Annotated in this window: 15 protein-coding genes; 1 reads left to right on the top strand and 14 read right to left on the bottom strand. The window is 44.8% G+C overall.

Annotated elements, in window-relative coordinates; genetic code table 11:
- Window positions 1-44: 44 nt before the first annotated feature.
- Window positions 45-584, top strand: coding sequence for a cytochrome b (locus ACG1BZ_RS04305; RefSeq protein WP_413664530.1), 540 nt, complete (start codon window positions 45-47; stop codon window positions 582-584).
- Window positions 585-675: 91 nt separating this feature from the next.
- Here the strand turns inward: ACG1BZ_RS04305 and ACG1BZ_RS04300 are convergent, their stop codons facing one another.
- From ACG1BZ_RS04300 to ACG1BZ_RS04235, 14 genes are all read right to left on the bottom strand, one after another.
- Window positions 676-2,442, bottom strand: a complete 1,767-nt coding sequence (locus tag ACG1BZ_RS04300) for a DEAD/DEAH box helicase (protein ID WP_282934580.1) — start codon at window positions 2,440-2,442, stop codon at window positions 676-678.
- A 209-nt stretch (window positions 2,443-2,651) separates the two neighbouring features.
- Complete coding sequence (locus tag ACG1BZ_RS04295) at window positions 2,652-3,887, bottom strand: capsule biosynthesis protein (protein ID WP_413664529.1); 1,236 nt, start codon at window positions 3,885-3,887, stop codon at window positions 2,652-2,654.
- 681 nt (window positions 3,888-4,568) lie between these two features.
- Window positions 4,569-6,503 carry a capsular polysaccharide biosynthesis protein gene (locus tag ACG1BZ_RS04290; protein ID WP_413664528.1) on the bottom strand — a complete coding sequence of 645 codons (1,935 nt, stop codon included), beginning with the start codon at window positions 6,501-6,503 and terminating at the stop codon, window positions 4,569-4,571.
- 101 nt (window positions 6,504-6,604) lie between these two features.
- Entirely contained in the window at window positions 6,605-7,075 is a 471-nt protein-coding gene (locus ACG1BZ_RS04285; protein ID WP_413664527.1) for a hypothetical protein, read from the bottom strand.
- A 466-nt stretch (window positions 7,076-7,541) separates the two neighbouring features.
- On the bottom strand, window positions 7,542-9,275 hold the full coding sequence (locus tag ACG1BZ_RS04280) for an SLC13 family permease (protein WP_413664526.1): 1,734 nt from the start codon (window positions 9,273-9,275) through the stop codon (window positions 7,542-7,544).
- Between the two features lie 234 nt (window positions 9,276-9,509).
- Window positions 9,510-11,777 (bottom strand): glycosyltransferase family 2 protein, encoded by a 2,268-nt coding sequence (locus tag ACG1BZ_RS04275; RefSeq protein WP_413664525.1) that lies wholly within the window; start codon window positions 11,775-11,777, stop codon window positions 9,510-9,512.
- A gap of 123 nt (window positions 11,778-11,900) precedes the next feature.
- The gene (locus ACG1BZ_RS04270; protein ID WP_413664524.1) at window positions 11,901-13,043 is read right to left on the bottom strand and encodes a glycosyltransferase family 92 protein; all 1,143 of its coding nucleotides are present in this window, start codon (window positions 13,041-13,043) and stop codon (window positions 11,901-11,903) included.
- Window positions 13,044-13,179: 136 nt separating this feature from the next.
- A complete protein-coding gene (locus ACG1BZ_RS04265; protein WP_413664523.1) occupies window positions 13,180-13,737 on the bottom strand; it encodes a sulfotransferase in 558 nt (185 codons plus the stop codon).
- 349 nt (window positions 13,738-14,086) lie between these two features.
- Window positions 14,087-15,091: a sulfotransferase family 2 domain-containing protein gene (locus ACG1BZ_RS04260; RefSeq protein WP_413664522.1), complete on the bottom strand. Its 1,005-nt coding sequence runs from the start codon at window positions 15,089-15,091 to the stop codon at window positions 14,087-14,089.
- A 105-nt stretch (window positions 15,092-15,196) separates the two neighbouring features.
- On the bottom strand, window positions 15,197-15,415 hold the full coding sequence (locus ACG1BZ_RS04255; RefSeq protein WP_413664521.1) for a hypothetical protein: 219 nt from the start codon (window positions 15,413-15,415) through the stop codon (window positions 15,197-15,199).
- A gap of 72 nt (window positions 15,416-15,487) precedes the next feature.
- Window positions 15,488-16,627: a polysaccharide pyruvyl transferase family protein gene (locus tag ACG1BZ_RS04250; RefSeq protein WP_413664520.1), complete on the bottom strand. Its 1,140-nt coding sequence runs from the start codon at window positions 16,625-16,627 to the stop codon at window positions 15,488-15,490.
- 18 nt (window positions 16,628-16,645) lie between these two features.
- A complete protein-coding gene (locus ACG1BZ_RS04245; RefSeq protein WP_413664519.1) occupies window positions 16,646-17,782 on the bottom strand; it encodes a polysaccharide pyruvyl transferase family protein in 1,137 nt (378 codons plus the stop codon).
- 7 nt (window positions 17,783-17,789) lie between these two features.
- Complete coding sequence (locus tag ACG1BZ_RS04240) at window positions 17,790-18,737, bottom strand: hypothetical protein (protein ID WP_413664518.1); 948 nt, start codon at window positions 18,735-18,737, stop codon at window positions 17,790-17,792.
- Window positions 18,730-19,968 (bottom strand): glycosyltransferase family 4 protein, encoded by a 1,239-nt coding sequence (locus ACG1BZ_RS04235; RefSeq protein WP_413664517.1) that lies wholly within the window; start codon window positions 19,966-19,968, stop codon window positions 18,730-18,732. Before ACG1BZ_RS04235 ends, ACG1BZ_RS04240 begins: the two co-directional genes overlap by 8 nt.
- Between the last annotated feature and the right edge of the window lies 1 nt (window position 19,969).

Genomic DNA, 19,969 nt, shown 5'->3' with positions numbered 1-19,969 from the left:
GGCCTGTACCCGGCCAAATGCCTGGACTTTGTAGGAGACCCTCTATGTCAAACCCGGTTGAACGTTGGAACTCAGTGAGTAAAGGACTGCACTGGCTTTTTGTAATCCTGCTGCTCTCTGTGTGGGGAGCGGTTGAACTGCATGAGTTTTACGAGCGCGGCGACCCCATGCGCGGCTGGTTTATGCAGCTGCACTTCTCGCTGGGAGTCGGTGTCCTGATGCTTCTGGCCCTTCGCCTCTACTGGCGTGCACGTCACAAGCGCCCACAGATTGAAGGCAAGAAGTGGCAGAAGGCACTGTCCAGCCTGACCCATGGTGGACTCTACCTGTTGATTCTGGCTATGCCGGTATCAGGCATCGTGATGCGCCAACTGTTTGGGCGCGATACCGAGTTTTTTGGCCTGTTTGCCGTTCCCAACCTGTTCGCCAAAAACCCGGATCTGGGCAAGCAAATCGCTTTCCTGCACAAAGATGTAATGTGGCCCGCCCTGCTCGTACTGGTTGGACTGCATATCGCCGCCGCCCTGTGGCACCACTTTATTGCCCGCGATAACACACTCACCCGTATGCTGCCACAGCGCTAATTCAAGTCAGGGAAGAAATAGAAGAAAGGAAACTGAATGGGAGAGCGCAGGCCTGCGCTCTCCCGGAATAAACCTGCTAAACAGGTACGACTTACTCGTCGTTATTGCCGCGCTTGGCTTTGGGCTTACCTTTGGGCTTGAACTTAGGCTTACCCTTGGGCTTCCCTTTCGATTTCACCGCCGCTTCATCGAAGCGGGTGATTTTCATCGGTTTACCGGAAACACGCACCTTCTTCAGGTGTTGGAACACTTCTTTCGGCATTCCCTGGGGCAGATCTACCGTGGTGAAATCGTTGTAGATTTCGATACGGCCGATATAGGAGCTGTCCAGATCCACCTCATTGGCAATAGCGCCAACAATGCTGCCGGGGCGCACGCCCTGCTCGCGGCCGATCTCGATACGGAAGCGCTCCAGCCCCTCATCGGGCGGCGGCAGCTTGCGATCTTTCTCGAAGCTTTCCTTCTTGCGGCGGCGACCACCGTCAAAGTCATCATCGCGCTCGCGACGCTCTTTGCGCGGCCTCTGCTCTTTCTCTTGAATCAGCAGGGGCTGGTCACCCTGGGCCATTGCAGCCAGCGCGGCAGCAACATCCAGAGGGTCAACCTCATTCTGCGCCAGGAATTCCTCAACCAGCTGGCGATAGGGCGCCAGATCAGTTTGGCCTTCCAGGGTCGCGGTAATGCGCTCGCGGAAGCGCTGCATACGGGCGCTGTTAACTGCATCTGCGCTGGGCAAATCCAGTTTTTCGATCGGCTTCTTGGTCGCTTTCTCGATGACACGCAACATACGGCGCTCGCGGGGCGCCACAAACAGGATCGCATCGCCTTCGCGACCAGCGCGGCCGGTACGACCGATACGGTGAATATAAGCTTCGGTATCGTAGGGGATATCGTAGTTAATCACGTGGCTGATACGCTTTACGTCCAGTCCACGAGCCGCAACATCGGTGGCTACAACAATATCGAGCTTGCCGTTTTTCAGCTTGTCGATCACGGCTTCACGCAGGTTCTGCGCCATATCACCGTTCAGGGCGGCACTGGCGAACCCTCTAGCGGCCAGCTTATCTGCCAGTTCCACGGTGCTGTTTTTGGTGCGCACGAAGATAATCGTGGCGTCCACCGGCTCCGCTTCAAGAATACGGGTCAGTGCATCCAGTTTGTGCAGACCACCAACCGGCCAATAGCGCTGGCGAATGGTTTCCGCAGTCTCAGTCTTAACACGGATTTTTACTTCAACCGGCTCATCCAGATGCTCGCGGGCGATGCGGGCAATCTCTTTTGGCATAGTGGCGGAGAACAGCGCAATCTGGCGCTCTTCAGGAATCTGCTCCAATACCCACTGCACATCATCGATAAAGCCCATGCGCAGCATTTCATCCGCTTCATCCAGCACCAGGGTGCGTAGATTGGACAGATCCAGGGAACCACGACGCATATGGTCCATCACCCGTCCGGGAGTACCTACCACCAACTGAACGCCACGCTTCAACTGCTGTATCTGGCCGCGGTAGTCAGCGCCACCGTAGATAGGCGCAACGTGGAAACCTTTCAACTTGGATGCGTAAGACTGACAGGCTTCAGCCACCTGAATAGCCAGTTCGCGGGTCGGTGCCAGCACCAGTGCCTGAGGGCGACGATCCTTCAGGTCCAGCTGGGAGAGTAGCGGCAGCGCAAAAGCTGCGGTCTTGCCAGTGCCCGTCTGGGCCTGGCCTAGCACATCCCGCCCCTCCAGCAGGGACGGAATAGTTTGTGCCTGGATCGGGGAGGGAGTCTCATAGCCGAGCTTTTCGATGGCGCTGAGAATTTCAGACGGCAGACCCAACTGGTCGAAGCCGGCCGCTTTAGGGGTATCGGTCATTTCGGAATTCACTTGAAGCCAAAGTCCCTATCGCGGGACCGGAGCGGTGGGTAAAAGGCCGCGCAGTCTAACAGGTTAGACGATCCAGATCAGCCTGTTTTTTAGGCAAGTTGATTGGCATGTATCTGCCCCGACAGATAGGATATCAATATTGGGTAGATAAAAAGAAAAGCGTCATTGATCTAGAGGTAAAAAGAGTACAGCGCTCCTTAGACCATATCCACCTCAGTTTCAGGCTGCTGCCTTAGCTCCCTTGCACGGGCCTCCGTCAAGCGCCTGCAAACTCCATCGATTGTAGCGGTAATATGGCGGGAGAAGCTGCCATCCACTTGGGTCTTATCATAGAGATAGGCCCGAAATCGCTGGAAGAACTCCGTGTCTACCGGGTCGGATTGACTCCAAAAGCTGGAGAGCCCCCCTTGATGAGTCAGCCCCGGTAAGTCGTACAGTGATCTTCCAAGTACTTGAGTTGGCACCTCGTGGAAGAGTGCAGATATCCCCACTGTACTGTTGATTGTTACAACCCCTAGGGTGTGATCGAGCAAAGTCGGCAGGTGCAGGTCATGACAGTAGATAACCCTGCCAGTAATTTGGTAGCGAGTTTCCAGCTCCTGTATCAGCTTTTGATAGTGACAAAACCCTCGATCCATAGGGTGGTGCTTTATTACCATCATCGAACCCTTTGGAGCATTTTGTGCAAACGACTGCAACACCACCTCTATCGCATTTTCGATAGAAACCAGATCAGAGTGCTTTCGCAGTTGAAAATCATCGCGGGTTTGAAGTGGAAAAAGAAAGTACCGGCCGCTGAGCTCACCCGTCAAACGGGCCGTAAGTCCGCGCTCCATCAGTTTATAGAGGCCTTTTCGATAGAAACTCTTGATCCAGCAAACGCCTTCACCTAGCCAACTGAGACTACGGTGGTGCCGATAGTGGGGAAATTCCGATTGAGAAGCCCGCATCGCAAGATAATAGGCAATTGCAAAACGCGCTCGCCTAAAAAAAGTTTGCCCGACAGGCTTAACCTGCTTTCGCTCCCTGGCTCGATAACTATTAATTGCTTCTCGAGACCAGTCCGTACGCGAATGAGCGTTAACCCCGCCAAATTCAAGAGTGATAAAATCCGGGCGCAAATATCCCTCTTCAAATACACCAAAAGCGATACCCTTGGACTCGCAGATGGATTTTGCAATGGTATGCAGGCGGCGGCAGTCCCCATAGCAAAAAACAGTATCTACATTATTTTTAGATAGATAATCTGAGAAGAAGGCACTCCAATCACTTTCTCCCCCGGTGAAATCCACCTGAAAATCAGCCCAAGCGAAGTAGCGATCCCCGCCATTAAAGTTGATCTTATGAGTAATGACTCCGCTCTGTGACAGGCGCCTTGCCAATTGGGCAAAGAATGGTCCATGAGGTCCTTGTAAAAATACTGCCTCAGACATGTATTGGCTTTTCCTTGAACTAAGGTCACTGGATACGTTGAAACGAGGCGATGAATAAAAAAGAAATGACTGTGAAATTAGGCAAACTTCACAGTTATTATAATGAACTGCTTTTTACATCTATGCGAGCCATCTAACAACATAGAACTTGGATATTAGAGCCGCTACTAACAGGGCAGAAACTTCTGTAAATTTGGCAGCAAAAACTGCCCTACTGTGGTTTCTTACTTCAAGGATCTTCCCATCAATCAAACTGTATAGCGTAAAAATGCCAACACACAATTTGTATTTGGTACAAACCATAAAGTCAATTCATATAAAAACACAACCACTCAGCACGCCAAGAAATTAACATCTGGCGACACGCGAGAGAAAGATACCCCTGTAGCAAGCCGAATAAATTCCAACTCCATTTAATCCCACATCTTATACCAGGAAAAAATAGGTGTCAGTACAACTAGTACTATAATCACCAAAGTGTAATCGGGCGTAATAGAGTAAGAATGGCTTGCAGCCAGAAAGCCTTGGAAACCAGCTCCCGAACACTTAGCGTAGAAGGGAAAAATATAAAAGTTTGTTAAGTAGAAGTTTGAAACTATATTCCCTGAGATCTAAAAATTTAAACCAATCTATCAAAAGAAATAGAATAGATAGCCTTATACTGGATTTCGGGTACAGCTTTCAATATCTCATAAAGATTCTTCGGTATAAGGAAAAGAGTTTAAAACAAACTCCTTTTTTGTTTTCCAAAGAACGTGCCTTTTCAAGTAGTTCAATGGTAGTTTCTGCATTGATAAATTCTGTCGTTTTGGGATCCACATAGACCGGGTATAACAGCAAAGTAGCGGCAATCATCTGGTTTAAAGTTAAATTGCGCTGCCTTCTCGATGTAAAATCCCTTAACTCACCCGTGGGGATTTCTCTATCTTCGACAAGCGTATCCCTTGTGAGTCCCCAACCAGCATAAAAGGGTAACCCATAAGTGACCACTTGCTTGCCTCTCAGTAGTGCCTCAAAACCACTCAGGGAGCTCATGGTGTGAATTTCATCAGCGACTTTAATAGCAGAAACTATATCACCCTGTTCAAGCAAAGTGTCATAAAGGGAATCAGAACTCCCCTGCAAAGTACCTAGACGAGCACCGCAAACTACGTCAGGGTGCGGCTTATAAATAATATGAGAATCGGGGTTATTGAGCCTGACGCGCTCAAGAAGTGCCAGATTGCTTTTTATTATTGGGGAACCATTAGCTATCGAGGCATCACTTTCTACCTGCCCGGGAACTAAAATAATTTTTTTACCAGAGGAAAAACCAAAATCAACTGTAGGTTTATCTTCTACAACGTTGTATTTGCTAATCCCCTTATCGATCAATTTTTCTCGTAACCTTCTAGCTCTATCTAGAAGAGGATCAGGAAAACTACAGGTATTTAACAGCATCTCCAAATCGCTGGGCTGCCTGGCGTCAAAGTAAATACCACGACTATCTAGAACCAGTGAATTCGGAACGACCAGATCGGCACCCAAACCAACGGAACGCAAGAAACCGTCTTCAACCCTCCAGACATTTAAATCAGATTTCTTAGCCTCATCAAGCAAACCATCTGTAATCCGACTTGCCCATATCAGAACATTGGTTCCTGCCCTTGCATCTGGTACCTTTGCAGAAGAAAATTTAATCCTTCCCTTTCCACCGATAAAGCCTGGAATAAAACTCCTTTTCCAGTGAGAAAATCCTACTCCAACCCAGTCGCCATCAAAGCGATTCCACTGCCTGCGTTGTTCAGCAATTAATGCCACAGTGTCTTCAAAGTTACATCGATTGCCAGTATACGGATTAATATACCGGGAGTATTTGAGGTACGCAGCGCAAAAAACCTGAAGCAACGTTCGCTTCACACTGCGGCGACCACACTTTCCTCTATCCCGAGTTAACCCCCAGCCCGCGTAAAAAGGCACTCCAAAGCAGTGGACCTCCTTACCGGCGACCAGCGCCTCGAAACCCAGCTGGCTGCTGACCACATAGACCTTTTCAACTCCATCCAGGATTGACCAGGGAGAGATATCCTCAGAGATAATCCTACACCCCCTCAGTTCAGCCAGTTCCTTTAGATAGCCACGCTTTTTTCCTGCGACAACATCGGGATGAATCTTTACAAGAATTTCAGCATCAGGATTTTCATTAATTGCGGACTCAAGCATTTGAGAGAAATGCTGCTCAGAAGCCAACCCTCCTTTAACGGAAATATCCCCAAATGTTTGATCGACCACTAAAATAGATTTTTGTCCTGGCAAAATTTCCAGTGATATATCAGCCGACTGGTTATATTTCGACAGTCGGCTCTCTCGTATCAGTTTTAAGCCTTTCTCTGCACGAGCAAGGTCATCCAGTGAGAAATCAGCTTCTCTAATTAATGTTTCCAGGTCACTTGGCCGGGAGGCATCGTAATAGATACCTGTCGAGTCTACGACCAAGCTATGAGGTTCAGCACCATTTACGCCAAGGCCGAGTGAACGTAAAAAACCATCTTCTATGGAAATATAGGGCAAACTCAAATGAGTGGCGAGGCGCTGTGCTTTAAGAGCGCTTTTTTTTAACCCCCAGCCGGCCATCATGGTAATTGATCTATCGGGCTTAAGAGCTACATAGCGACATTCAGCTCCCAGGAAGTTCTCAAGGTTAGATAAACGCCGAAGTCCGAGTGAGCAGTGTCCAATTACAGGCATTTCCTTGCCTCAAAAGAAAGTGCATCCCGAAGACTATGATCGTTAGCAAGGTCTAAGATTCCCTCAACCCAAGCTGAAGGTTCCATTGGTAGCAACAGACCATTTTCCCCGTGCCGCACTACGGAACCGTATATGTCCCCTTGAGCGAAAATACCTGCGGCACCAGCCTGGGTAATATCAAAAAACTTTGTATGCGACCTGGCGCGATTAAACGGTAAATCGAGCAAAGGTGCCAAACCAATTGATCGCCCTCGCTCTCGAAGCATCGACACATAGGTAGGCCACGTCATCGGGTGCAGTATCTGTACCCGTGGCAATCCTCGAAAGAGTCGATTGACACGCTGATCTCCAATTATCTCAAAATTGAGAATTGGACTGCGATTGAGGACTTCTTCTATCACCGGCCGCAGCCACAGAACATCTTCAAGGTGTGACGCAGAGCCATGGTAAAACACGGTCAAAGGCTGCTCCTGCTCACAACTCAAGGGAGCCGGCTGTAGCAACTCTGGTGACCAGCTTTGGTACTTTTCCTCAAGGTAGGATGTCGAAACCAATAGTTGTGCGCCGACAGATTTTAACCACCTCTGTTTAGACCAACTAAGCCGTAATATTTTTGCTTGATACCGAAGTGGCATGCTGGAGAACGCATACCAATCAAATAGGTCATCATCGATAAAGAGGTAAATTCTATGAAACCGACCTCTATTTTTATCTATAAATGACTTCCAACTCCGGGGGATGTAACGAACAAAGACTAACGATTTGCCATTAATATCCTGTTCAAACGGAGAGCTGGACCAAGTTATACACCGGAATTTGATTCCCCTGTCATACAAATATGGCCGAATAAAATAGTCTGTTGATGGGTTTGCTCCCTCTTCAATGACTAAACAGCTTTCTGTGGGAACCGAGTCAAGTGCCAAATTACTACCCCTCGAGCGGAAACACGATTGGAATCAAAATCAAAACTGTTATCGAATAAGCAATAGTCAGGGGTAATCCAGCCCTGAGGAAATCACGTAAATGATATCCTCCCAAGTTTTGCACAATCAGGTTAGTTTGATAGCCAAATGGGGTGAGAAAGCTGGCACTAGCTCCATAGGCTACGGCCATTACAAAGGGCATCCAGCTAACCCCAAAGCTCTCAGCCAAGCTCCATGCGAGTGGGAAAGCCAGTGCTGCAGCGGCGTTGTTGGTCATCAATTCTGTAAGCGCCAATGTCAGTAAGAAGATGCCCACCAACCCGGCTAATGGCCCCCAGTCCGCTAGTAAACTACGCAGCCCTAGCGCTAACGAATCTGCCAAACCACTACCCGCGAAAGCCTCAGCCAAAATCAGGGCACTAGTGATAATCAGCCATATCTGGAATGGGAAACGCCGCTGTAACTCAGTAGTAGATACGATTCCCAGACCAATCATTCCTCCAAGAAGAACCACGAGCCCTTTTAGCAGCGAGAAGACACCCAGTGCCGCACCGGCCACAACGGCAGCAAAGCCCAACCCCAAAAGCCAGTTATTACGTCGAGAGAGGTCGCGCCGAACCTCTGTGCCGCTGATCACATAGAAATTCTTATCAATATTCAGATGATGACGAAAATCCGGGCCCACCGCCAACAGCAGGGCATCCCCAGCGCGAAGCTCAATCTCACCGAGCTTGCCAGACAACCGCTCACCACCACGACGCATAGCAACCACGGCTGCATCAAACCGAGTACGAAAATTGCACCCTTTTAAAGATTGGCCAAGAATACTGGAACTGGGCGTAATCACTACTTCTGTAAGATTCAGGTCCAGATCCTCATCCTCCAACGCAAATAAACGCAGCCCTTCAATATCCTGTAAGCGACCAAGGTCACGTACATCACCACTAAAAATTAACTTATCCCCACAACGGATAACTTCGGAGGGACCCACTGGGCTAATAACCTGGCTGCCACGGACAATTTCAATTAAATAAAAAGTCTCCAATTGACGTAGGCGGTTTTGCTCGACACTTTTCCCATCCAATGGGGAGTCAGCTATCACTTCCGCCTCCAACAAATACTCAGTGACAGGCTCTTCCGTTACTCCCCCTTCCGGCAGAAGACGATTGCATAAGAGCAGTACCGCCAAGCCTACTAAAGCTGCGGCCAAGCCCACCGGTACAAAGGCAAAAAACTCCAAACTGGGAAGGCCGCGATCCAGCACAAAACTGTTAACAATCAAGTTAGTGGAGGTACCAATAAGCGTCAGAGTACCGCCGAGAATCGCCGCGTAAGATAACGGAATCAGTAATTTGGCCGCGGGTAAGCGCCGCTGCCCCTTCACACTTGAGGATAAGGCAGCCACAACTGCCGTATTGTTAAGAAACGCAGAACTTAATGCAGTAGCAGTGGTAAGCCTCAGCAAACTTGCCTTTAAGGAGCCCTTAATCAGTCCTTCTGAAATCGACCGCAACCAGCGGGCCTTCTCCAACCCCACCGACACGAGCATCAGAGCTACTAAAGTGGCTAAACCTGGGTTTGCTCCTTTCTGTAACGCTGACTCCGCTGGGACCAATCCAGTCAGGAAACAAGCACCAGCTGCCGCAGCAAACACCAAGGATGGACGAAAATGAGTAAAAATTAAACATCCGATAACCAGGGCGAAGATACCGGAAACAAATAATTGGGGGAAAGTCATAAGATCGAAAGGTCGCTCTGATTACCGATTCTAGTGTTCGTTTCTATATACAAACCTGTGCTGAGATCGAATTATGCCAAATCTTAGGTGAGTATGCCCCCCAGCGCATTTTCTCCAACAAAGCTGGCTTAGACTCAAGGTTAAAATACAACTTGCGAGATATCTCAGGGATCCTGATTAAGCACTTGCTCTATCATGAAACTACAACAATGCCAAGAATACCGTGACATATCGCTATGCTAGCGAGAAATCTTCATGAATCAGCGTCAGATGCGGATTATAGGCAGGATCAGTATCCAGTAAGCCTCCCCAGCGAGCCCGCATATACTCTGCCTCACGCTGTGCCCGCCGGCGTTTAGCTAAGGTATTATCGGCCCCGCGTGATACCGACTCATGGTGATACAGCTCTGCGTATGGTGTCCATAAGTTGCGATAACCTGCTTCACGCACTTTTAGGCATAGATCAACATCATTAAACGCGACAGCCAGGTTCTCCGCATCCAGGCCAGCAACTTCTAAAAATACCGACTTCCGTATCAATAGGCATGCTGCAGTTACAGCGGACAGATTCTGCACCAGATGCAGGCGCGAAAAGTATCCATATTCATGGCGGCTGAAGTACTTATGGGAGTGACCAGCAACACCACCAATTCCCAAAATCACTCCACCGTGCTGGATGGTATCATTTGGGTAATAGAGCTTCGCCCCGACACAACCAATTTCAGGCCTCTGAACCTGGCCGACCATCTCCGTTAGCCATTCATCGTTAATTGGCTCAATATCGTTATTTATCAGTCCGATGATCTCACCCTTGGCAAGGCTGACTCCAAAATTATTAATTGCAGAGTAGTTAAAGGGGTGATCCCAGCGATGCACTGAGACTCGGGAATCAGTAGCCCTCACTTCATCCAGAAAGTGTAAAGTTGCCTCACAACGACTCTGATTATCTAAAATCAGTAATTCAAAATTGGGGTAACATGTTCGGGTAAGGATAGCCTCCACACAGGGCTTCAGTATATCCAGGCTATCGCGGGTTGGAATGAGCAAGCTTACCAAGGGGGGCGGCTCAGAAATATCCCATCGCACCCGATAGCTATTAGGGGCTACACCAGGCAGAGCTCTGGCTTTCAGACCTTCACTTCCCAAGTAGTCACTTACAGCCCTAAGCCCCGCAGAAGCCGCATAATCTTTCGCGCAACTCTCTTGTGCTGTCGAGCCGCTAATAGCCCGCCAGTGATAGAGCACTTCGGGAATATGTGCTACGTTTTCCTTATTCAAATAGGGCATACAACGCAGTAACAAATCGTGGTCCTGACTTCCCTCAAATCCTGCACGAAATCCACCTACACGCTCAACCAGCTCACGGCGCAATACGGTTAAATGGCAAATATAATTTTGTGATAGTAGGAGATCTGGATTCCAGCCTGGCTTGAAATGAGGATCAAAGCGCACGCCTTGTTCATCAATTTTATCTTCATCGCTATACACTAATTGTAACTGCGGATTTTCTACAATTGACTGGGCAACTCGCTGTAGCGCGAATGGAGCCAGGGTATCATCATGATCTAAAAGCGCTATATATTCACCACCGGCCAACGACAAGGCACTATTACTTGCAGCCGAAATATGTCCATTTGCTGTTCGAAATATTACTTTGATACGCTGGTCTAGCTTTTGATATTTCTCCAGGCAGGATTTAACCTGAGCCTGACAAGAAGCATCATCAGCAATACACAGCTCCCAATGACTATAACTTTGTGCTAAAACCGAATTGATACATGAGCTTAACAGTTCAATATCAGTGTTATAGGTTGGAAGAATAATAGAAATTAAAGGTCTACCAGAGCCTTTAGCTAAATCCAGTGAGCCCGGATAAGAAGCAACTCTTTTTGCCTCTACAGTTCTAATCCACTCAGAATAATCACTGGTTTGCTTCCGTTTAACAAAAGTTCTTGCATAGTGCTGTAAAGCCAAATCCCGCCAGTTGCAACCTGATTCACGAGCCTCGCCACGAATGAGTTGTAAAACCTTTGCCTTTCCCTGACTACGAAATTTAAAGTGCATATTGGCCAAGCGCTGCGCCAGGCGATCGTAGGCAAACCGGGGGAGAAGCTTCACTAACTGGAAGTGTTGTACTGTAAATAGTCCTTCGGATTCCATAGGATCAAAGCGCAAAGCTTTAGGGCGTTGTTGAAGGTAGAGTAGACGCTTACTAACACGACCCGATTTACTTGGAAGAAATATACTATCCGGCTCGGTGAAGCCATCTCCATAGTCAAAATAGAGTTTAGAATCTGCAGACGACTGATTGTGCTGCAGTCCAAGTTCCACCATATACCAGCCAGGGCCAGGAGCTCGTCCCAGTACTTGGAATTGGGGGTCCGGTCCAGATGCACACCATAAAAAATCTGTTTCAGTGCAATCAGAGGGCTCAATCGCAATTCCGGGCTTAAGCCTGGGCGCCAAATCAACATAGAAAAAGGACTTAAAAATATTTAACACCGTAACAAATCCAGTTATTACTCAGCACTCTTAGCGGCACCGCATGCATTCGCCAATAAAATAATAGCTAGTTCAACTCACACTGAAACTGGTAAGTATCAGCCAACTGATACACACCTTAGACTAAGGGCTACCATCCAGTCTGAAGTTTACTTTGGCAGCAATGTTCGTGCCATAAATATAGGCCTCAATCTCGTCTCGATTGGACAAACCCATTTTAGGCTTAAACGCAAACCCGCATTTCAAATTCTGTGAAAGTGCCTTTCGCACAACGTCGGGCCGGTCTCTATTTAACTCAACTAAGTGCTCTTCCCCATTAATCAGTAAGCGAATTTTTATCGATCCCGCAAATTCTGCTGTCGCCCAACCAGTAATCAAGTCAGGACCCACATCTACAAAAATTTTTCCATAACACAGATATGGAGTCTCAGCAGTTATGCGTTCCTTCAAACGGGCAACGCCATTTTTTACACTTTCTACATGACAGAGAAGTGCATCGTCAGTCTCATCATTTAAATCATGAGCTTTAAAATAAGCTTCACCTTTTTTCCTAGTTGAACTACCAGCACCAGAACCCTTTTTCTCCTTTTTCATCGCATGTTCATGCCTGGACTTGACAACATAATGATTAACCCTTAACCCGTCATAGAGAACTCGAGTTGTCTTGGGTTCACTGGATGTACCATTTTCAAATTCAGTAGGTTGTAAGTTAGCAGAATAATAACGTCCGCTTTTAAGTACACATTCATGGACATGCATCTTTTCAACCAAAGATGGCTTCAAAATTGTTTTAATATGTCGGTTAAATTCGTGCTCTTGCTTGGAAGCTTGAGTAAATCGCTCAATCACCAAACCATCACTCTTGAACTTATGTCCAGATGAGCCGAAATTTCTCCAATTGAGCGCTAGTGCACTGGCATCCTCAATTTGATTAAAATCAGATAGCAAGCTTTTTAAATTAACGCCTTGCGCAGTAACGATAAATTCATCAGCATCAATAAAGCCGAGCAAATCAACCTCATCGCCAAAGCGATTTAAGATCAGATTATATGCCGGCATCTGTGGACCATGATCTCCTACTCTGGGGAAATAAATCCTATTTACTACTCCCAAGCTATCCAGAGCCTCCAACAATTGGGAGGAGCCATCATCACTGACATTATCTGCAATATAAAAAGCATCAACACCAATCAACTGATGATAAACAACCCACTCAAGGATGTACTCATATTCGTTCTTAAAAATCGCTGCCATTCCAAACTTCATTCGCGCTCAAAATACCTTTCCAGGTGAGAGTACTATTTTCAACACTCTCACAATAAACTAAATATAACTTACAATTCGCGACCGTCTACAATAATCATCAAAAAGATGAAAGCTCAACTTTCCAAAAGACTAATTATCAAGCTGTTTTGTGGGCATGTTTATAAAAAAGAGCCTGCAACCTTGAACAACCAATAAACTCTTTTAGTTTGCGCCCATCATCCTTTTCTACATCAAAAAGAAGAAAATTTTTCCGACCATAAAAATACTGAAGCACATTTGAATGATGCCTATGCCACCCATATTTCCAGCGCCGTATAACAGTTTCTCGATAGTATGAATAGATCTTCTCAAATCTGTGCAAATAACTACCATTACCGTGATTAAGCCGACTCTCAACCCATTTCTCTACAGGACGAGCATTTAAAATAAAAAGAGAATCGGGGTACTGTCGATCTAATTCCTGATAGTACTTTTCGAAAGCATATAGGCACCGACTTGAGACAAACTCCATTTCACTATAGAAATCGAAATTTTCATATCCACTTAATAGAGGCTTCCCATGTAAGTAGTTGTCCTCAAGTCGTAAAGCCAAGCTCCCATGATCCCAGTGGACAGATTCATAGCCATTACGTAAGAAAAAATGATTTACACTGGTTGTACCGCACTTATTGAACCCAATTTGAGATACTTTCATACTAAAAAAATCTTTAAAAGCTTATTCATCCAAAGTGCTTCTTAACGTCGAGCTGCCTGTATTTGATCCAAATCGAAACAGTAAAGTAACACAGAATTTGGGTCTTGCTTTTAGCTATTTACACCGCTAACCAAGGACTATAACTTTCATCAAACTACATAACATACACTATCAAGAGGATGAAACAGAGCAATCAGGAAAAAGTAGCTTACATTACTAAATCACACATCTTGGATGAATTATACCGAGTAAAGGTGGAGAAATGCCCCATGATACATTTCACCGGACAGAACCACCCCCGTCAACACCTTGTAAGGTACCCCGGTTCCAAAATCGTGAGGCATACATACTAAGAAAGCCTTGTAAGAGATGATAAAATTGGCAGGGGTTGGCCCGTTCTGGCCACAACAACCTCTATAGAGGATAAATCCTTGATATCAGTTAAATCAAAGGAGAAGCCAATAAACCCCCTCCTGCCCAGCCCTCGTGCCTTGTAGATAGGATTGTATTCACTTGCTTTTGTCTCGGCTACAACTTCGCCATTATGTTTAACTCTAAGCAGCGCCGCTTCAGTCCCTCCCTCAGGCATCGCCCACCCCTTCAAATACCCGCTTTCCAAAGCTGTAGCGGCACCTCGTGTAAAGCATGCGCCGTTTCGAGCTAAATGAAGTCGCCAGTCAAATTGTGTACGAGCGCAGTTATAAAATTCATATTCCTTTGCATTCAAGGTTCGCAATTCAGATAGTTGTTCATTCGTGAGCCCTCTCGAATGAACAACCTCATTAGAAGTAATGTTTTGACGCAAAATTGGAATATTAATACCAAACTTTTTGTTAAGCAGGAGCAGAGAATCCTCAAATGATTCAACAAGCCCTATAAAGCCAAGTTGAGACCAATTACCCTGACCGACAAGACGGAGCTGTCTGTTAATATTTTCACGAGAGCGGTAAAAACTCTCAAAACTATCTTTATAACCTTGATGCCGAACTTTATGATTATACTCAGAAACAATTCTATTAACGGGATCGCGCAAAAAAGTTATCATCTGTCCAGCATCAAATATATCAATGTATTTTGACGCATGAAAATGACCAGTCAAAAATTGATATCCTTGCCTGTTAAAGTCCTGATAAAAACTCCAACTATCCATCTCCCCAGAAGCCCATTTTTTAATAAGGGGACTTGTCAAAGGCGAAACCCTGCCATAATCCTGACAAATTTTTGACCTTCCAAAATAAGTATCAGCACCTTTCCTGAAGCTTGTGCCAGCTGTTTTTGGGATATGCACAAAAATAATAGGTTTCACTAAAGCATCCCAAGCAGTATCCGCCAGTCTAAAAAAGCTCTTAACCACAAACCTTTCAACCACAACTGAAGAAGTAAATTAAAAGCTCATGTACAGCAATAGAGGGAAAATCATAAATATAACTACCCCTCAAAAAAAATAAATCACAACTTATCACTTAACAACAACCTTATAAGCTGATTTTTTCTGCGCCTTGAGAAATATATCTATAATCATCATCCCACTCAATAGAGTTCTTACTGGAATGGGTAACCAGCACAATTGTTTTATCCCTGCGGCAACCGCCTCATTGACCACATACCGAATAAACGGTTTATCGACGATAGGCGGCATACGGGTTCCCAAGCCGGCAACAGGTAAAATTGCTTTCATTTAAAATCGCAGTGTATCTACAAACAATTAATATAAAGAATAAAAATCCTTTTAAAATTTCTACTCTATTTTCTAATCCACCAAGGCTTTTAGAGAACGCCCTAATGGAACACTATTATCATCAAGAAATTTTTCCATTTTTTTCGCAAGCTCTAGCCTATTCCTATCAAATTCTTCAAAATCCCAATCTTTAAGAATTGACTCAATCTGAGATTTGCTTATACCAGCCTCAAAAGAACTCGCTGATACATGGGGGATTTTCATTTTTTCACAAAGCTCATGTGTCCTAGAATCAATATACAAACAAATAGCAGGAACACCAGATTGTATTGCAGACTGAACACCGTGGATTCTAGTACCAACAACGACATCCGTAGATCTGTGAGACAACATCCAATTTACAGCATCATTATATAGTCTAAAATTTTTTCTAACTGCGCCCCTAAATTCTGCTTCAGAAAATCCATAAGATGAAAAAGCAGGGAATATCTTCTCAAAGGATTTTTCAAAATCATCATCGGAAAAATTTGCCGCCAGCGATATAAAACTCTCAGGATGCTGAACAATATAATCACCACCTGATTGCACGGCCATCCTTAGCAAAGATGCCTCTAGACTTCTTAGCTCTTTATTGAATGGACTACCCGCAGCTATGTTTATTCTCTCCAGTTCATTTCCACATATTTTCTTATAGATATTTTCCCCTAATCTCTTATCGGAGGATATGAAATTAGTTTGGCATCCTATTGATACCACGTTGTTAGAAAACCCCAGTTTTTCCATCAAACTTAAAGTGTAATCCCCTCGCAGTGTTATTGCTGCCCCCTTTCTGCGTTCGAAAAAATCTCTAAGCCAAGAGATTGTTCCTTCTGGTATGAAACTAATGTCATCTGTTTTGGTTTTTACTTGCGCCCCCAATCCCAAACCAATCACAGGAACATTCAAATTACAAAGTGACAGCCCTCTTTTTGACAAATCAGTATGAAACCCGAGTTGATTTGCAAGTGAAAGCACAATACCAGCACCCTCACGATTAAAAATCGACGTATCAGTGCCAACACTCATCGGCCTACCTGAAAAATCAATAACACACTGCGTAGCAAAGTAGTAAATTAAATTTCCAGTATTACCACTAAACTGTGATTTATATTTATTAATATCATTCGGGAAAAATTTTTTCCCATAACCTGGACCAACATAGCTCCACTTCACAAAAGTAACCCCAATTTTTTAATTCACAAACTCAGTAAGTTTATTGCAAACTGAAATATCATAAGCAGCTAAAACAGCAAGATATCTTTTTATCAGAGCTTTTCGATTCTTGTCATAAGCCGCCCCATCAAATTTACAACTATCTACCATGTCTGCAACACCTCCAGCTACAAACATATCCCAAGAGCAAGTTGGCAGCATCATAATATCTGCAAGCTCACTTGTTCTCGTATCATGGGAAACAAACAATGATGGAACATAACTTTGGAAAGCAAGCATATTTCCATGTAATCGTGTACCAACTGACAAATCAAACTTTCGAGCATATTCCATCCAGGCCTCTGCATTAAAAAAAGTAACAAACCGTTCTTTAACAAAGCGCTCGAATACATCTCTTGACTCACCAGGGCACCATAAGTCAGCCTGATGAAGCATATGATGATTTCCCTCATCATATGCGTCTCCACGTGCCAAAGAAACTAATTCAAGGGGATTCTGGCATACAACCTCGAAATAGTTTTTCTTTATTGATAAATGAAATCCATCAAAAACTTTTTTAAATTTTTTCCTGTGCGCATCAATATTCACCAAAATACTTAATTTTTCCTCTGGCATATTCCTTAATGCTCTTAAAGAACTCTCACTCTTTAAACCCAACTCAGGATCTAAATTTGTAAAATTTGATGGGCACCCTACAACCTCTACATTATTAACCCCAAATGACTCAAGGAGTGTAGCCGTATACTCTCCTCGAACAGCGATTTTCGTAGCTAAGTCACTCAAAACTTTAGCAAACCTAATAGTCCCTTCCTTAAACTTAACCCCCTCATTCTTGTGAGTCGCTTGCGCCCCTAGGCCAACCACTAAGACTGGGAGGTTGGCTTTTTCCAGCTTGTCTGCCAAACTTCCCATATCCCGATCAGGATGTATAAAATTTGACGCAGGAAGAACAATTAGATCAAACTCACTTTGAATTTTCTTGGGATCGAAATTCCAACCTTCGATATACTTCTTATCACCTAAAACCTGTCGATCTACTGCATTCCAAAATGCATAATTTCCCGTGTTATTCCCGGAATTTAAAAAAGCTTCTTTTGTATTTTTATTAAATGATGACCCATTTGGGTTAGCACCAACAAATGCTATTCTTTTCATACAGCACCTAAGGAATTAACTTTTGAATAAAGAAATCGACTAGACATTCAGATTCGGACAATGGATTCCACTCAAATCCATTTATACCATTTACCAGGGGTTCAGAAACTATAAATTCACTCATATCAGTTCCGATACAGAATTTATCAGCAAACTTCCTATTTGACTCAGAGTAATACCCCATCAATACCCTTGCATAATATTTGGGAAGTACAAACTCAACATCCTGATTGTTAAAGGAGATAAACTCTTCCAGCAGCTCTGGCGCAGACACGCCTCTCCGATTAAGAGCCAGCTTTAAAAGGACCTCTCTCTTTTTCAGGGAGTAATTTGCTCCTTTTGAATCTGGAATAGCGTAACCTGATAAATTTCCAGATATACCACAGACCTCAAAGAACTGTTCCTCTATCTTTTGGTTTGAACTTCGCACCTGATCAAAATTAATGATCGATACTTTCGCTCCAAGATCTATCCATTCCTGACAGTTGGCATAATAATCCAGAAGGCTATCTTTTTTTGACCAAACAAGATTAGAAGTTCTACCTAAAGCTTTTACATCCTGGTTAAATCCTGAAGCCAGTAACTTGTCTTGTCTACGAACGGTATAGATAACCTCTACTTCATCAAAATAGGAAGAGAAGTAACTCAAAACTGACTTCTTATCGGAGAGCGTAAAATACTCAGATGAACAGATAGCTACAGAGCCTGTGCTAAATTTAGTCAGTTTTTTGGATATTTCAGATAACTTTTTTTCCTGCAGCAATCCGTTAATATCTTCGCGCTTTCGTAAGCGAGCATCCCCAATATGCTCACATGCAATAATATGTGGATCCAGCCCCGATATAACATCAACATCCTGATCAGCTTTTAGCCTTTTTACATTCAGGTTCATATAGGCTTGAATATAACTGGTGCCCGTCTTAGGCATTCCGACATGCAGATATAGTTTAGCCATGATAAATACCCATATGTTTATCTGCGCATTCACTAATAGTTAGAGGTTTCGGAATATTACTTGCGATCAGGTTCCAGCTACTACCCTCTCCACAGGCCTTCAGTATTGCCTGTTTCAGAGAATTACTACTCCCGTTACGGAAATGATATCCACTTATATTATCGGAAATTTTTTCAACCATGCCGCCGATATCACTACCGATCAAAGGACGGCCATGGTTAAAGGCCTCCTGAATAACCATCGGTGAGTTCTCCCACCATACCGATGGAATAATCACCCAGTCGGCTTGCTCCATTAAGCGACCTATTTCATGGGACTCATAGGATCCATGCAAGGTAACCAAATCGCCCAGATCCTCTAACAACCTAAGAATTTTCTCCTGAAACTCTTCCGTCTGTCCTTGTAAATTAGCTCCGTGAATATCCAAGTGAACCTTCTCTTGGAGATCTTCGGGCAACAGTTTAAAGGCCTCCAGTAATACATCTACACCTTTAAAAGGATTGATCTGACCAAAGAAAGCGAAACGGCCGCGTCCTTCTCCTTCTGCTAAGGGGCGAGATGCAGGCGTTTCAATCTCCGGCTGGCCATTTTCGATCATTACCATTTTCTCTTCGGGGATCCCCCAGACTTTATAGCGCTCAATGAGAAAATGACTGGGTGAGACGAACATATCCACCAAGTTAAAAATGGATTTGATATACTTCTCCCGCAGGAAGAAGTCCGCTGCAGAGCGATCGGGGAAACAATGTGCACAGTCAGTGGGAGATGACTTATAACAAAGCTTCATCTGTTTTCCAGGCTTAACCATTTGGCCATTATTAGCACAGATAGCTAAATATTCGTGCAGTGTTACAACAAGACGTGCATCCGGTAAGGTATTTCTTACCTCACGGATCAATTCCAACCCCATATGAATATAATGATGAAAATGTACTACAGTTGGTTTGTAGCGCTTTAATAATGCACGAAATTCCTGCCAAACATGCTTTTTACAACCCGATTGAAACAGAAAAAAATCGGACATATGAGTATGGAATAGAATCTCTTTGTTCGAATTAATAGTGGAGAAAGCAGATCCTCCATGGGAAGGCTGGTCGGTACGTGCCAAAAAAACAGTGTCCAAGCCCAGTCGTTCGTATTCCTTAAACAGATTGTAGGCGGCCACTTCAGCTCCACCTTTACTGTGATCCGGGTGGCCATGCGAAACGATCAGTATTCTTTGTTCTGTCATC

It is taken from the genome of Microbulbifer sp. CNSA002, assembly GCF_047324085.1.
In the GTDB taxonomy this organism is placed as follows: domain Bacteria; phylum Pseudomonadota; class Gammaproteobacteria; order Pseudomonadales; family Cellvibrionaceae; genus Microbulbifer.
This window is presented reverse-complemented; position numbering and strand designations above follow the sequence as displayed.

What these genes read in the sequence shown, in the direction of transcription:
- ACG1BZ_RS04280 (WP_413664526.1), bottom strand. Translation starts at nt 9,275, where the DNA reads ATGACTTTCCCCCAATTATTTGTTTCCGGTATCTTCGCCCTGGTTATC.
- ACG1BZ_RS04255 (WP_413664521.1), bottom strand. Translation starts at nt 15,415, where the DNA reads ATGAAAGCAATTTTACCTGTTGCCGGCTTGGGAACCCGTATGCCGCCT.
- ACG1BZ_RS04270 (WP_413664524.1), bottom strand. Translation starts at nt 13,043, where the DNA reads ATGAAGTTTGGAATGGCAGCGATTTTTAAGAACGAATATGAGTACATC.
- ACG1BZ_RS04235 (WP_413664517.1), bottom strand. Translation starts at nt 19,968, where the DNA reads ATGACAGAACAAAGAATACTGATCGTTTCGCATGGCCACCCGGATCAC.
- ACG1BZ_RS04240 (WP_413664518.1), bottom strand. Translation starts at nt 18,737, where the DNA reads ATGGCTAAACTATATCTGCATGTCGGAATGCCTAAGACGGGCACCAGT.
- ACG1BZ_RS04290 (WP_413664528.1), bottom strand. Translation starts at nt 6,503, where the DNA reads ATGATGGCCGGCTGGGGGTTAAAAAAAAGCGCTCTTAAAGCACAGCGC.
- ACG1BZ_RS04265 (WP_413664523.1), bottom strand. Translation starts at nt 13,737, where the DNA reads ATGAAAGTATCTCAAATTGGGTTCAATAAGTGCGGTACAACCAGTGTA.
- ACG1BZ_RS04305 (WP_413664530.1), top strand. Translation starts at nt 45, where the DNA reads ATGTCAAACCCGGTTGAACGTTGGAACTCAGTGAGTAAAGGACTGCAC.
- ACG1BZ_RS04245 (WP_413664519.1), bottom strand. Translation starts at nt 17,782, where the DNA reads ATGAAAAGAATAGCATTTGTTGGTGCTAACCCAAATGGGTCATCATTT.
- ACG1BZ_RS04295 (WP_413664529.1), bottom strand. Translation starts at nt 3,887, where the DNA reads ATGTCTGAGGCAGTATTTTTACAAGGACCTCATGGACCATTCTTTGCC.
- ACG1BZ_RS04300 (WP_282934580.1), bottom strand. Translation starts at nt 2,442, where the DNA reads ATGACCGATACCCCTAAAGCGGCCGGCTTCGACCAGTTGGGTCTGCCG.